This is a genomic window from Erythrobacter sp. WG (assembly GCF_026586795.1).
Taxonomy (GTDB): domain Bacteria; phylum Pseudomonadota; class Alphaproteobacteria; order Sphingomonadales; family Sphingomonadaceae; genus Erythrobacter.
The window spans coordinates 21,057-35,268 of the sequence record NZ_JAPFGY010000008.1 but is presented as its reverse complement, the minus strand read 5'-3'; the positions used below and the strand labels follow the sequence as shown (position 1 = coordinate 35,268).

13 protein-coding genes are annotated in these 14,212 nt (G+C 70.1%); 3 read left to right on the top strand and 10 right to left on the bottom strand.

The features are described from left to right. Nucleotides 1-52 precede the first annotated feature (52 nt). On the bottom strand, nt 53-964 hold the full coding sequence (locus OPU67_RS05885; RefSeq protein ID WP_267618317.1) for a hypothetical protein: 912 nt from the start codon (nt 962-964) through the stop codon (nt 53-55). Nucleotides 965-1,072: 108 nt separating this feature from the next. Further along, nucleotides 1,073-1,573 carry a GAF domain-containing protein gene (locus tag OPU67_RS05880; RefSeq protein ID WP_267618316.1) on the bottom strand — a complete coding sequence of 167 codons (501 nt, stop codon included), beginning with the start codon at nt 1,571-1,573 and terminating at the stop codon, nt 1,073-1,075. Nucleotides 1,574-1,639: 66 nt separating this feature from the next. On the opposite strand from OPU67_RS05880, the gene OPU67_RS05875 reads away from it, so the two are divergent. Next, the gene (locus OPU67_RS05875; RefSeq protein WP_267618314.1) at nt 1,640-3,118 is read left to right on the top strand and encodes a PQQ-dependent sugar dehydrogenase; all 1,479 of its coding nucleotides are present in this window, start codon (nt 1,640-1,642) and stop codon (nt 3,116-3,118) included. On the opposite strand, the gene OPU67_RS05870 is transcribed toward OPU67_RS05875, so the two are convergent. Both OPU67_RS05870 and OPU67_RS05865 read right to left on the bottom strand, forming a co-directional pair. Continuing rightward, nucleotides 3,115-3,927 carry a DUF815 domain-containing protein gene (locus OPU67_RS05870; protein ID WP_267618313.1) on the bottom strand — a complete coding sequence of 271 codons (813 nt, stop codon included), beginning with the start codon at nt 3,925-3,927 and terminating at the stop codon, nt 3,115-3,117. The two genes, OPU67_RS05875 and OPU67_RS05870, sit on opposite strands and share 4 nt — an antisense overlap. Before the next feature lies 1 nt (nt 3,928). Continuing rightward, complete coding sequence (locus OPU67_RS05865; RefSeq protein ID WP_267618311.1) at nt 3,929-5,671, bottom strand: acyl-CoA dehydrogenase; 1,743 nt, start codon at nt 5,669-5,671, stop codon at nt 3,929-3,931. A 74-nt stretch (nt 5,672-5,745) separates the two neighbouring features. On the opposite strand from OPU67_RS05865, the gene OPU67_RS05860 reads away from it, so the two are divergent. Then, complete coding sequence (locus OPU67_RS05860; RefSeq protein WP_267618309.1) at nt 5,746-6,705, top strand: L-threonylcarbamoyladenylate synthase; 960 nt, start codon at nt 5,746-5,748, stop codon at nt 6,703-6,705. On the opposite strand, the gene OPU67_RS05855 is transcribed toward OPU67_RS05860, so the two are convergent. The 6 genes from OPU67_RS05855 to OPU67_RS05830 form a co-directional block, all read right to left on the bottom strand. After that, the gene (locus OPU67_RS05855) at nt 6,702-7,025 is read right to left on the bottom strand and encodes a hypothetical protein (protein WP_267618307.1); all 324 of its coding nucleotides are present in this window, start codon (nt 7,023-7,025) and stop codon (nt 6,702-6,704) included. The two genes, OPU67_RS05860 and OPU67_RS05855, sit on opposite strands and share 4 nt — an antisense overlap. A 41-nt stretch (nt 7,026-7,066) precedes the next feature. Next, on the bottom strand, nt 7,067-7,861 hold the full coding sequence (locus tag OPU67_RS05850) for a GIN domain-containing protein (RefSeq protein ID WP_267618305.1): 795 nt from the start codon (nt 7,859-7,861) through the stop codon (nt 7,067-7,069). Nucleotides 7,862-7,975: 114 nt separating this feature from the next. Next, on the bottom strand, nt 7,976-8,512 hold the full coding sequence (locus tag OPU67_RS05845) for a CarD family transcriptional regulator (RefSeq protein ID WP_267618304.1): 537 nt from the start codon (nt 8,510-8,512) through the stop codon (nt 7,976-7,978). Nucleotides 8,513-8,780: 268 nt separating this feature from the next. Further along, on the bottom strand, nt 8,781-9,119 hold the full coding sequence (gene fdxA / locus OPU67_RS05840; protein WP_267618301.1) for a ferredoxin FdxA: 339 nt from the start codon (nt 9,117-9,119) through the stop codon (nt 8,781-8,783). A gap of 10 nt (nt 9,120-9,129) precedes the next feature. Then, complete coding sequence (locus tag OPU67_RS05835; protein WP_267618299.1) at nt 9,130-9,489, bottom strand: S4 domain-containing protein; 360 nt, start codon at nt 9,487-9,489, stop codon at nt 9,130-9,132. After that, nucleotides 9,486-12,104: a helicase-related protein gene (locus OPU67_RS05830; RefSeq protein WP_267618436.1), complete on the bottom strand. Its 2,619-nt coding sequence runs from the start codon at nt 12,102-12,104 to the stop codon at nt 9,486-9,488. The genes OPU67_RS05835 and OPU67_RS05830 overlap by 4 nt, the downstream gene beginning before the upstream one ends. 307 nt (nt 12,105-12,411) lie before the next feature. Here OPU67_RS05830 and OPU67_RS05825 point away from each other — a divergent pair, with 307 nt between their 5' ends. Beyond that, nucleotides 12,412-14,196, top strand: a complete 1,785-nt coding sequence (locus OPU67_RS05825) for a M23 family metallopeptidase (protein WP_267618298.1) — start codon at nt 12,412-12,414, stop codon at nt 14,194-14,196. Nucleotides 14,197-14,212: the final 16 nt, after the last annotated feature.

The window sequence follows — 14,212 nt, the reverse complement described above, 5'->3', positions numbered from 1 at the left end:
CGTGCGGGGCTTCTCTTTGGCCCCACCGGGTGAGGCCAAGTTTCGGAAAAACCTAGCGGTTCTTGATCATCTTGCCCGAGGGGAGCTTGATCATCTTCGGCGAGGGCGCCGGGATCGTGCGCTCGGCGCCGGGGACGGTGTAGCTCTCGTAGCGCTCGTTTTCGCGCACCACCACCTGCTGCTGCACCTCGGTGCGGACCGGCACCAGCACCATCTGCGGCGGCGGGGCGTAGCTGTAGCCGTAGGAATAGCCCTGCGGGTAGCCGTAGCCGAAGGCCGGCGCGGCGTAGTAGCCGCCCGGATAGGCGATCTCGCGGCTCGCGATGCGCGGGGCGGGCGTGCCGTAGGCAGACAGGTAGCTGTCGAGCGCGGCCTCGCAGTCATAGAGGCTCCTCTTGCGGCCGCCGTCGAACAGGCTGCCGATCAGGCCCCCGATCAGCCCGCCGCCCCCGACGCCGAGGACCGTGCCGAGCACCTTGTCGCCTGCGCCCGCGATGGCGTTGCCGGCAAAGCCCCCGCCGATCGCGCCGAGCAGCCCGCCGATGATGAGCCCGGTATCGTTGCGGCTGCGGCCGCGGGTGCGGCTGCGGCATTCGTCGATCCACTGCTGGCGCTCGAACACCGCGGGGGCACCGCCGTAGTAGCCGCCGACTGCGGCGGGTTGGGCATAGCCCTGCGTGTAACCCTGCGGATATCCCTGGGCATAACCTTGCGGGGCCGGGGCCGGGCGGGGCGAATCGATGCGGCGGGTGCGGGTGATGGTCTCCACCCCGTCGACCACCGTGCGCGTTTCATCCTCAAAGGCCGCGATGGGCGCGCTGCGCATATCCTGCGGCAGGGCGCGCACCTCGGCATCGCTCATCGGCGGGAGCGGCGGTGCCAAGGGATAGCTCTGCGCCTGGGCGAACGCCGGAACGGCGAGGGCGAGCGCGGCCAGCGGCAGGGTCGGCAAACGGGTGGGCATGAGCGTGATTCCCCTCAGATCAGCCGGGTGGAGTCGATGGTTAGCGAAAGCTTACCATCGACTCCACCCGGCGCCCAAGCGGCGCGCGCAGGATTGTCCCGTTTGGGGTCAGATACGCGCGGCGAGCATGGTGGCGAGCGCCTCGATGCCGGCCGCGTCCTCGGCGGTGAAGCGCGCGGGGGTGGGGCTGTCGAGGTCGATCACCGCAATCACCGCGCCGTCGCGCAGCACCGGGACGACGAGTTCGCTGGCGCTTGCCGCATCGCAGGCGATGTGGCCGGGGAAGGCGTGGACGTCGGCGACAAGTTGCGTGGCGCGACTTTGCGCCGCGGTCCCGCACACGCCGGTGCCGAAGGGGATGCGGATGCACGCCGGGCGACCCACGAAGGGCCCGAGCACCAGTTCCTCAGCGCCGCCGGCCTTGGCGGGTCCGACCCGGTAGAAGCCCGCCCAGTTGAGGTCCGGCAGGAACTCCCACAGCAACGCCGCGACATTGGCCATGTTGGCGACGGCATCGGGCTCGCCTGCGGTCAGGGCATCGGCGGCGGCGAGGAGGTCGCGGTAGAGGTCCGCCGCGGCGGATTGGGCGGCGGGCATGAAATCGTACATCGGGGGCTGTCGCCTTTCATCGCTACCCGGTTGCCGCCGGGACGGGCCGGGCTTATCTCGTCCCACATGGCCATTTTCCGCAAGATCGCAATCGCTCTCGTCGTGTTCCTCGTGATCGCCGGGGGCGCATTCTTCTATCTCTCGCGCGGCAACACCGCCGAACTTTCGGTCGAGGAGGTCGCCGGGACCGATCCGGTGTTGCAGAAGGCCAAGACGGAACGCTTCCCGACGGTGCAGATCGCCGAGCCGGTCGGCTGGCAGGCGGGCGAGGCGCCGGTCGCGGCAGAGGGTCTCGAGGTCACGCGCTTCGCCGAGGGGCTGGACCATCCGCGCACGCTCGTCACCCTGCCCAACGGCGACGTGCTGGTGAGCCTCACCCGCGCGCCCAAGGACGACAACGCAGGCGGCGGGATCATGGCCAGGATCACCGCCTGGGTGGCCGACCGGCTGCTCTCGAAGGCGGGCGCGACCGGCCCCTCGCCCAACCAGATCGTGCTGCTGCGCGATGCCGATGGCAACGGGACAGCGGAAACGCGCAAGGTGATCGCCAGCGACGGCCTGTCCTCGCCCTCGGGCCTCGCGTGGAAGGACGGCACGCTCTACGTCGCCAATCACAATGCCCTGCTCGCCTTTCCCTACCAGCTCGGCAGCGACCGGGTCGGCGGCGGCCCTCGCAAGCTGATGGACCTGCCGGGCGGCGGCGGACACTGGATGCGCAACATCGTGCTCTCGCCCGACGGGACCAAGCTCTACGTCGCGGTCGGCTCGGTCAGCAATGTCGGCGACAACGGGATGGAGGCCGAGGAAGGTCGGGCGATGATCTGGGAATATGATCTCGCCGCCGGCCGCCCGCGCCAGTTCGGGGTGGGGCTGCGCAATCCCAACGGGCTCGATTTCAACCCCTGGTCGGGCGAGCTTTGGACCACCGTGAACGAGCGCGATATGCTCGGCAGCGACCTCGTCCCGGATTACCTCACCAACGTGCCCGTCGGCGCGCAGTATGGCTGGCCGTGGGTCTATTACCGCACCAATATTGATCGCCGGGTGAAGGCACCGATGCCGCAGTTCCTGATGGAGTACGTGCGCAAGCCTGAATATGCGCTCGGCCCGCACGTCGCGGCGCTGGGCATGGTGTTCTCGAAGGAGGGCGACCGGATGGGTGCGGGCTTCAGCGGCGGGGCCTTCATCGCCCGCCACGGCTCGTGGAACCGCAAGCCGCCCTCGGGCTATGACGTGGTGTTCGTCGATTTCGACGCGCGCGGCAATCCGGTCGGCAAGCCCAAGCCGGTGCTGACCGGCTTCCTCAAGGAGGACGGGACCACCCGCGGCCGTCCCACCTGGGTGGGCTGGGCGCAGGACGGTGCGCTGCTGGTGACCGACGATACCGCTGGGATCGTCTGGCGGGTGCGTTCACCCTCCGCCGCGCCCGCGCCGGCCATCGCGCGGCTCGAAGGCGAGCGGCTTCCGCCCCGCGCGCTGAAGGACCCCCGCGCCGAGTTCGAGGCCGATTACCTGCGCCGACAGGCGGGGCAGAGCGTCAACTAGAGCGCGAGGCCCGCGCGCCCGGCGATTTCGGTCGCGAATTGCAGCGCGGTGCGGCCGGAACGGTTGCCGCGCTGGATGGCGAAGGCCAGCGCCTCCTCGGCATCGAAGGCGATGCCCAGCGGGGCGAGGTAGCCGTCGAGGATCGCGAGGTAGATGTCCTGATCCGCCGGATGGAAACCGAGCGTCAGGCCGAAGCGGTCGGCGAGCGCCAGCGCATCGTCGCGCTCGTCGCGTTCGTGAAGCGCCGCCGACGTGTCCTCGCGCGTGACGATGGCGCGCCGATTGGCGGTCACCGCGAGGCGGATGTGCGCGGGGCGGGGGCTCACCCCGCCGTCGAGGAGGCTGCGCAAGGCCAGCATCTCCGCGCGCCCGTCGGCGCCGAAACCGAGGTCGTCGATGAAGAGGAGGAAGGCACGGCTTTGCTCCGCCAGCGCGGCGACCAGCGCTGGAAAGGTCGGGAGCGTGCCGGGGGCGAGCTGCACCAGCGCCAGCGCGCCGCCCGCCGCCTGCACATCGGCCACCGCGGCGCGCACCAGCGCCGACTTGCCCATGCCGCGCGCGCCCCACAGCAGCATATCGTGCGCCGCCGTGCCCTGTGCGAGCCGACCGCAATTGTCGCGCACCGCGCGGGCCTGCGCGTCGATCCCGTGGAGCGCGCGCAAGGGCAGCGCGTCGAGCACCGGCACCGGCCGCGCGCGCTCGCCTTCCCAGACATAGGCGGGGGCGGCGAGCCAGTCGGTCGGGGCTGCGGGCGGGGGCGCGAGCCGCTCGAGCGCGGCTGCGATCCGCTCCAGCGCCTCCCCGTTCACGTCAGCCGACCAGCGCTTCTGCGGGGAGCGCGTAAAGCAGGTCTGCGCCCGCGACGGCGCCAGCCTTGAGGCCCGCGGCCTCGGGTACGATCCGGTCGAGGAAGAAGCGCACCGTCACCGGCTTGGTCGCAGCGAGTTCGGGCGCCGCGCCGGCCTTGACCGCCGCCGCCTGCTTCGTCAGCTGCCACCCGGCCACGCACACCGCCGCCATCGTGCAGAAGGGCACGCTGCCGGCCAGACGATCGTCGAGGCTGGCATCGTCACGCATCCACCGCGCGACATTGCCGCAGTCCCGCGCGAGGGCCGAAAGGGCGAATTCGTCGGCAGTCTCGCGGGCGATGGTGTCGAACAGCGCGACCATCGCCTCGCCGCTCTCGAGCCCGAGCTTGCGGGTCACGAGGTCGGCGGCCTGGATGCCGTTGGTGCCTTCGTAGATCGGGGCGATGCGCGAATCCCGCCAGTGCTGGGCGGCGCCGGTTTCCTCGACGAAGCCCATGCCGCCGTGGATCTGGATGCCGAGGCCCGAGACTTCCACGCCCACATCCGTGCCCCACGCCTTGATCAGGGGCACCACGATCTCGCCCCGCGCTCGTGCCGCCTCGTCGCCGAGGTTGCCGCGGTCGACCTGCCCGGCGCAGTAGTAGAGCAGCGCGCGCACGCCTTCGGTCAGCGCCTTCATGCGCAGGATCATGCGGCGCACGTCGGGGTGCTCGATGATCGCGACGGGGGTCTTGTCGGGCGAGCCCGCACGCGCCGACTGCACCCGATCGCGCGCATAGGCGAGCGCCTGCTGGGTCGCCCGCTCGGCGATCTGCGCGCCCTGGTTGCCGACATTGATGCGTGCGTTGTTCATCATTGTGAACATCGCGGCGAGGCCCTTGTTGGGCTGGCCGACCAGCTCGCCGATGCATTCGCCGTTGTCGCCGTAGCTCATCACGCAGGTGGGCGAGGCGTTGATGCCGAGCTTGTGCTCGAGGCTGACGCACCTGAGGTCGTTCTTCGGCCCGAGGCTGCCGTCGGCGGTCACGTGATACTTGGGCACCACGAACAGGCTGATCCCGCGCGAACCCTCGGGTGCGCCGGGGAGGCGCGCCAGCACGAGGTGGATGATGTTCTCGGCAAGGTCGTGCTCGCCCCAGGTGATGTAGATCTTCTGGCCGGTGATCTTGTATTTGCCTGCGTGTTCGCCTGTCTCGATGGGTTCCGCCGTCGAACGCAGCGCACCGACATCGCTCCCGGCGGCGGGTTCGGTGAGGTTCATGGTCCCCGACCATTCACCGCTCACCAGTTTGGGCAGATACATCGCCTGCTGGGCGGGGGAACCGTGGTGCTCCAGCGCCTCGATCGCACCGACGCTCAGCATCGGCAGGAGGGTGAAGGCCATGTTCGCGGCGCCCAGGTTTTCGAGCACGTTGCAGGCGAGGGTGAAGGGCAGGCCCTGACCGCCGTGTGCCGCCGGGGAGGCGATGGCGTTCCAGCCCTGCTCGACATAGGCCTTGTAGGCGGCGGCGAAGCCGTCGGGCAGGCGCACCACCCCGTTCTCCAGCCTCGCGCCTTCAAGGTCGCCGACGCGGTTCAGGGGCGCGAATTCCCCGGCGGCGAATTGGCCCACGCCCTCGACGATCGCCTCGACCAGATCGGGCTCGGCATGGGCGAAGCGCTCGGTTGCGGCGAGCTCGTCGATCCCGGCGTTGACGCGGATGGCGAGCAGCTGGTCGGCGGTCGGCGGGGTGAAGGGGGTCACTGGGAAAGGGTCCTCGGATCAGGGGAAGGCCCGGCGCACTTGGCAGGGCGGGCAAACGAATATAGCGCCGGACCATGAGCGGCAAGAACGTTACGGAAGTGCGGCTGGCGGACGTCGCAGGGATCGCCGCAGCGGCGCGAATCCTCGAATCGGGCGGGCTCGTGGCAGTGCCGACCGAGACGGTCTACGGCCTTGCGGCGCGCGCCGACAGCGCCGAGGCGGTGGCGCGGATTTATGCCGCAAAGGGCAGGCCCGACTTCAACCCGCTGATCGTCCATGTGCGCGGGGTGGAGCAGGCCGAGCGGTATGTCGATTGGCTCCCCGATGCCGAACTCCTTGCGGAACTGGTCTGGCCGGGGCCCCTGACCTTCGTCCTGCCGAGGAAGGATCATGCCGATCTTGCCGAAGCGGTGACGGCCGGCCTGCCGACCGTCGCCCTGCGCGCGCCTGCGCATCCGGTCATGCGCGCGCTGCTGGAGCGGATCGACTTTCCGCTGGCCGCGCCCTCGGCCAACCGCAGCGGCTTCATCAGCCCGACCACCGCCGAGCACGTGCTCGCCTCGCTCGACGGCCGGATCGACATGGTGCTCGATGCCGGCCCGACCGAGGCGGGTGTGGAATCGACCATTCTGGCCATAGGACGCGACGGGACCTGGCGAGAGCTGAGGCCGGGGCCGGTCGATCTGGATGCCTTGCACCGGCATTACCGGGACACGCCATACCCGCGGCAAGCGGAGGCTGCAGGATCGAGGATCGAAGCCCCCGGCCAGCTCGCCAGCCACTACGCCCCCGGCAAGCCAGTGCGGCTCGATGCGCTGGACGCCGAGCCGGGCGAGTTCCTGATCGGGTTCGGGCCGGTCGAAGGCGATTGCACGTTATCGGCAGGCGGGGTTCTGAGTGAAGCCGCATCCCGCCTCTACGCCTGCCTTCACGAAGCCGCGCGTGCGCCTCAGCCGCGCATCGCGGTCGCGCCGGTGCCCGAACACGGCGTCGGCCGGGCGATCAACGACCGGCTGCGCCGCGCCGCCGCCTAGCGCTCGACCGGGACGCCCGGCATCAGCGCGTCCATCTCGGCGCGGATCACGCGGGCGCTGTCGCAGGCCCGCGCATCGCCCTGCTGGCAGCGCCGCATCGCCCGGTCATAGTCGCGCCCGAGCTGGCCGAGGCGTTCCTCGCGCTTGCGGATTTCGCGGCCGCGCTTCTCGTCGGCTTCGGATTGGCTGGTGGTGGCAAGGTCGATCCCGCGGCTGGCGGCCTTGACCGGCAGCGTTACGGCACCGACGGCGGCCTTGGCGAGACAGCCCTGGAGGGCAAGCGAAGCAAGCCCGAGGGCGAGGATTGGGAGGGTGCGCATGACGCCGCCCTTGTCGCCCCGGACTTGCCGGAAGGCAAATGCTATTGCGCGGAGTTGCCCTCAGGGGCGGGTGCCGGGATCGCCGCGCTCGCCCCGCTTGTCGCACCGCCGCCCGGCGCGCAGGTGAGCGTGCCCGAGCCGAAGGCGTTGACCGTGCACTTGGCGTTGCCGGTCACCCGCACATCGCCCGCGCCGCCGATATTGGCTTCGACCGTGCCGTCCGAGGCGAAGGCGACATCGCCGCTGCCGCCGATCGAGACCTCGGCCTTGTCGGCCTTGAGCTGCGGCATCATCACCTTGCCGCTCCCGCCGATCAGCACCTCAAGGGCCTTGGCCGTGCCGGCGCCCTGTACCGTGCCGTTCCCGCCGATGTTGATATCGAGTTTCTCCGCGGCGACGCGTCCGAATTCGACCGTGCCGCTGCCGCCGATATTCACCGATGCGGTGCTGGCGAGGGCGGGGGTCTTCACCGTGCCCGATCCGCCGATCACGATCTCCTTGGGGGCGGGCATGGTGATGCGGATCACCGCGTCGCTCCGGCCCGACCAGCCGTCTGTGCGGGTGACGGCGATCACCTCGCTATCGCGCACGAAGCGCAGCGAATCGGTGTCCTCGCCTTCGACCTTGAGGGCGAAAGTGTTGCCCTCGGTGACGACCACGGTGTCGCCCGAGCCCAGGATGATCTCCGAAGGCGGCGGACCGGCGATCTCGACCTCGCTGAGCGGCACGCCCTTCTGGCCGTTGATCTCGATATCCGCGCCATCGCATCCCGCGAGGGTGGCGGCGAGCGCCAGCAGCGCGAGCGGGGCGAGGCGGCGTTGGGGGGCGATGATCATGCGGTGGTTCTCCCTTGGCGTATTGTCTGTGTAATACACCTCGCAAGCCCGCGCAAACGAAAAGGGCCGCCCCGGTTGGAGCGGCCCTTCGGTAATCCAACGCTGGTGGAGGGCTCAGCCTTCCTCGGCGGCGTTCTCGTAATACTGCGGCGCGTGCTCGCGCAGCACGTCGAGGATCTTGCCGAGCGCGGTGGGCTCGTCGGTTTCCTCCATCGCCGCCAGTTCGCGGGCGAGGCGCGAGGACGCCGCTTCGAAGATCTGGCGTTCCGAATAGGACTGCTCGGGCTGGTCCTCGGGGCGGAACAGGTCGCGGGTCACCTCGGCGATCGACACGAGGTCGCCCGAGTTGATCTTGGCTTCGTATTCCTGCGCGCGGCGCGACCACATGGTGCGCTTGACCTTGGGCTTGCCCTTCAGCGTTTCCATGGCCTGCTTCAGCGTCTTGTCGGAAGACAGCTTGCGCATCCCGATCGCTTCGACCTTGTTGACGGGGACGCGCAGGGTCATGCGCTCCTTTTCGAACCGCAGGACATAGAGTTCAAGCTGCATCCCGGCGATTTCCTCGCGCTGGAGCTCGACCACCCGGCCAACGCCGTGCTTGGGGTAGACAACATAATCGCCGACGGTGAACGCGTTAGCGGTGCTTGCCATGCAAGGTCCTTTCAATCGGCCGATCCAGGCAACGGGGAGAGGGGCGACGAACCCGGCGGCGCGACCCTGGCCCCTCACGGGGCGAGCGCCGGGTGCGGAACGTCCGGTCGGGGGGTTGCTGGTGTCGGGCCTTCCTGGTTTTCACGCCTGCGCGCGGGGCTCGGCCCGGCGCGGTCGGGACATTATATAACACGCCCGCGACGAAATTGCGAGTCGCTCGTTGCAGGCAACCTGCGGAGTTGCAAAACTCCGCAGATAAGCAGAAAACTCAGTCCCCTTCGCCCGGCTCGGCGCTGAAGTACTTCTCGAACTTGCCCTTTTCGCCCTTATGCGCGTCGGCATCCTCGGGCGGCGCCTTCTGGCTGGTGATGTTCGGCCACATCGCGGAATATTTGGTGTTGAGTTCCAGCCACTTCTCGAGGCCGTCCTCGGTATCGGGGAGAATCGCCTCGGCCGGGCATTCCGGCTCGCACACGCCGCAATCGATGCATTCGCTGGGGTTGATCACCAGCATGTTCTCGCCTTCGTAGAAACAGTCGACCGGGCACACTTCCACGCAGTCGGTGTACTTGCACTTGATGCAGTCTTCGGTGACGACGTAAGTCATTGCGGCTCTTTCACCAGGTGTCTGAAGGATCGCCGGGCCCCGCGCCCGGCACAGGGGATGCGCCTATGGCGTTTTGTCCCTGAGGGTCAAGAGCCGCCCCGTCAACCTCGCGATAATGCGCCAGCGCCTCGGCCGGGCCGCCGCGCCGGGTGGGCAGCGCGAGGAGCTCGATCACCCGGACGCGGCCCCCGACGGCAAGGGTCAGGACGTCGCCGATCCGCACCCCTTCCGCCCCGCGCGCAACGTGCTGGCGGTTGCGCCTGACCGCGCGGGCGGCGATCAGCGCATCGGCGGCGGAGCGGGTGCGGGCAAAGCGCAGATAGACCAGCAGCCGGTCGATCCGCAGGCTCGCCGTCCCGCTTGCGCTCATCGCTTGAACAGGTCCGCCAGCTTGTCGAAGGCGCCGCCGGCGCGCGCCGGGCCGGTGTCTAGGGGGGGTCTGGCGGGGGTCTGGGCGGGCCTTGGGCCACGCTTGACGCCCTCTACCGGGGGTCTGGACGGGGTCTGGCCGCCCCCTGCCGGACGCTGGCCGCGCGGCTTGCCCTTGTTGTCATGGCGCGCGGGCGGTCGGCGCTCTTCCCTGTCCCCGGGCTTGCGGGGCCGCCAGAACCAGCGGTCGGGCGCCGCCGGACCGAAGGCGCCTTCGGCAAGCGGGCGGGCGCGTTCGCAGCGGAACCCGGCGCTGCCGAGCAGGCGGCGGGCGTTGTCCGCCTCCAGACCCACCGAAACCGCCAGCGCGAGGTCGACGCGGAACGGGCGGCCCCGCTCCTTGGGATGCGCCTCGGCCACCTTCGCCCGCGCCTCGAAGGCGGCGCGAAAGATCTTCTCGGCAAGGTCGACCCGGATCGCCTGCGAACCCGCATAGCGGTAGCCGGCGGGCAGGCGCCCCTTCGCCCAGCTTCCCTCGGCGAGCACCGGCAGCATCGCCTCCTGCACCGGGCGCGGATCGAGGCCCAAGGCGTGGAGCAGCCGGCGCGGGGCCGGCTTCAGCAGCGGCGCATCGAAGATGTCGAGCGCGCCGAAGGTCACCCCAAGCTTGCGCAAGTAGGGCCGCATCTCCTTGGGGAGATTCTCCAACCCGGCCTCCTCGCGGGAAATCACGCCGCGCGCCTCGATCAGGGTGATGACCAGCGCGCGCGCCTGCGAGCCCGCCGCCGGATCGCGCGCCGCCTCGGCGAGTTTCCTCAGCGGCTCCAAGGGCTCCAGTTCCTTCTCGAGCCATGCGGCAAGGCCCGCTTCCAGCTTCGTCTTCGCCGCATCGGGCAGAAGCGCAAGGTCGCGGGTCAGGGCGAGGCGCGGCGTGCCGAAGTGCCCGGCACCGGGCTGGCCGGGGAAGGTGATCTCGGCGAGCGCGCGGCCCTGCCAGCGGATCGCGCCGCCGCTGATCGCCAGCTCGGCAAGACCCTGCGCCAGCAGCCATTCGGCGCGTTCCGCAAGCAGCGCGGGCAGCGCCTTTTCTCCTGCGGCGAGCAGCATCCGCCGGTCGGCGACGCCGGCCGAGGGATCGACATGGAAGCGGAAGCCCTCGAGCCGTCCGATCGACTCGCCCTCGACCGTGAGGTGCCCGTCGGGTTCGAGCGTGACGGGCAGCGCGCCCGCGTCCTGCCCCAGCGATTTCATCAAGAGAGTCGTCCTTCGGTTCACGAAACGCTCGGTCAGCCGCGCGTGCAGCGCATCCGAGAGCTTCGCCTCGACCGCGCGTGCCCGCGCGGCCATTTCGTCACGGGCCAGCACCCAATCGGGCCGCTGGCAGATGTAGGCCCAGCTGCGAATCGCCGCGATCCGCCCCTGCAGCGTGTCGATGTCGCCCTGCATCCGGTCAAGCTCGGCGATCCGCGCGGCGACGAAATCCGCGCCGATGTATCCCCCCTGCAAGTCGTCCCACAGCCGGGCGACGAAGCGCGCGTGCTGTTCCACCCCCAGCGAGCGGAAATCGGGAAGCGAGCAGGCCTCCCAGAACCGGCGCACGCTGCCTGCGCCCTTTACCGTGTCAGCGATGGGATCGGCGGCGAGGCGCTTCAGCACGGCGAGGTCGATCGCCTCGGGCGCCGCCTTGAGCACCTGCTTGCGGGGTCGCGCTTCGAGATCGGCGATCAATGCGCCGAGCGAATCGTAGCGCGGATCGGCGTCGCGCCAGAACAGGTGGGTGAGGGGCGCGAACTTGTGTTCCTCGATCGCGTAGACCTCCTCGTCGGTAAACTGGAGGGGTTCGCCGTCCCCCTTCGCCATGCCCGACAAAGTGCCGAAGGTTCCGTCGCGCTGGTGCCGCCCGGCGCGCCCGGCGATCTGTGCCATTTCGGAGGGGGTCAGGCGCCGTTTCCTGCGTCCGTCGAACTTGGAGAGGCTGGCGAAGGCGACATGATCGAGATCGAGGTTCAGCCCCATGCCGATCGCGTCGGTGGCGACGATGTAATCGACCTCGCCCGCCTGGAACATCGCGACCTGCTTGTTGCGGGTTTCGGGCGAGAGCGCGCCCATGACGACCGCCGCGCCGCCCCGGAACCGCCGCAGGGCCTCGGCCATGGCGTAGACCTGCTCCACGCTGAAGGCGACCACCGCCGAGCGGCGCGGCAGGCGGGAGAGCTTGCAGATCCCGGCGTGGGAGAGCGTGGAAAAGCGCGGGCGGCTGGTGATCTCGGCCTTGGGGATCAGCGCCTTGACCATCGGTTCGAGGGTCGCGCTGCCGAGGATCATCGTCTCCTCCCGACCCCGGGCATGGAGCAGGCGATCGGCGAAGATGTGCCCGCGTTCCGGGTCCGCGCCCAATTGCGCCTCGTCGAGGCCGACGAAGGCGACCTCGCCCGTTGTCCTCGGCATGGCCTCGGCGGTGCACAGGAAATAGCGCGCGTCCGGCGGCTCGATCCGCTCCTCGCCGGTGATGAGGGCAACCTGCCTGTCGCCCTTGATGGCGCGCACCCGGTCATAGACCTCGCGCGCCAGCAGGCGCAGCGGGAAGCCCATCATGCCGCTGGAATGGCCGCACATCCGCTCGATCGCGAGGTGCGTCTTGCCGGTGTTGGTCGGCCCGAGCACGGCGCGCACGCGCGCGTCATCGGCGGGGCGGAAAGGTGGGGGAGAGTTCACGACGCGGAGAGTTCTGTCAGGCTTGGCGCAGGGGGGCAAGCACATGGCGCACGATCGACCATCACCACCCGTGTCGCCTCGTCGCATGCGGGGCGCGGCTGGTCGCTGGTTAAGGCGCAATTTACTTTGTTCCGGCACAAGGATCGGCCATGGGACAACCGGGATCAAGCGGCCGGAATGCCACCGACGGCACCGCTTCAGGGCAGCGATGTTGGATCAAGCGCACAATGTCAACCGGGAGCCGGAGGGCGACGAGGAACCCGTCGCGCGCCCCGCTGGCGTGACTGCGCTGGTGCCCGTGCCGATCCCGCCCTACCGCGCCGCGCCGCCCGAACCGGTCGATCCGGCCTTCGCGCGGGGTCTTGCGCCCTATCTCCAGAACGCCCGCAAGCTTGCCCCGCCGAGCCGCAGCGAAGAAGCCCGCCGCAAGCTCGAGGACAGCGTCGCCGGGTTCGGTGCACGCTACGATGCATGGCGTGACCGCGCCTCGGCATGGTTCGCGAAGCTCGATCTCGCCCCCGATCTTGCCGAGCAGATTGGCAGCCGCCGCTGGCTGCGCGGGCTCGGCACGATGGTCTCGCTGGGCGCGCTGGCGCTGGCCTTCTGGCCCGATCTCACCCCGCTCGAGGCGCGGCCCGCCATGCCCTCGGGCGATGCGGTGCAGGACGAGCTGCGCAGCCAGATGATCCTGCCGCTTGCGCTCGGCGCGGATTCGGGTCGGCGCATGGGCCCGACCGGCGCGGTGATCCCGCTGAAGAGCGCGCCCGAGCGGCCGCAGATCCAGCTCGCGGTGACCCTTTCGCCGGGCGACAGCTTCGCCTCGATGCTGCGCCGTGCGGGCGTGGCGGCGGGTGATATCGACCGTGCCGCCGCGCTGGTCGGGCAGGCGGTGGCGGTGGGCGACATCCAGCCGGGCACGCAGATGGACCTGGTGCTGGGCCGCCGCCCCGCGCCGGGGAGCCCGCGCCCGCTCGACAGCCTCGCCTTCCGCGCGCGGTTCGACCTTGCGCTGGAACTGACCCGGCCGGGGGTGGGCGAGACCCTGCCTGATGGCACGCCGGTGGTGCCTTCAGGCCCGCTCGCGCTGAAGCGCAACGTGATCCGTGTCGACGAGACCCCGCTGCGCGTGCGCGGCCCGGTCGGATCGAGCCTCTACCGTTCGATGCGCGCAGCGGGCGTTCCGGCGAGCGCGGTGCAGGACTACCTCAAGGCGATCGATGCGCAGATCGACATGGAGCGCGAGGTCCGGCCCTCGGACGAGTTCGACATCATCATCGCCTACCGCCGCGCTGCCACCGGCGAGCGGCAGGCGGGACAGCTTCTCTATGCCGGCGTCGACCGCGCCGGGCGGCCCCGGACGCAGCTGATGCGCTGGGGCAGCGAAGGGCGCTTCTACGAGGCCTCGGGCGTGGGCGAACAGCGCCGCGGGCTGCTTGCCCCGGTGCCGGGCGCCGTGTCCTCGGGCTTCGGGATGCGCCGCCACCCGATCCTCGGCTATATGCGGATGCACGCCGGGATCGACTTCAAGGCGAGCTACGGCACGCCGATCGTCGCGCCGACCGATGGCCGCGTCTCGAGCGCGGGCCGCGCCGGCGGTTGCGGCATCGCGGTGCGGCTGGAGCACGGCGGGGGCCTCTCGACCCGCTATTGCCACATGAGCCGCATGGCGGTGGCCCCGGGCATGAGCGTGAGGCGCGGGCAGGTGATCGGCTATGTCGGCTCGACCGGCCTGTCGACCGGGCCGCACCTCCACTACGAGATGTACCGCAATGGCGCGATGGTGAACCCGGCGAGCATCCAGTTCGTCACCCGCGCGCTGCTGGCGGGCACCGAGCTGATCGACTTCCAGCGCCAGCTCATCAAGCTGAAGCAGATCGAGGTCGGCGCCGCCTTGAAGGACCTCGCGCCCCAGCCGGGCGAGGTGAAGGAGCCGGTGCGCGAGATCGAGAAGGTCGAGCTCAGCGCCAAGTGGAGCGGATCGCCGAAGCTGTAACCGCACGCTTGTCGTC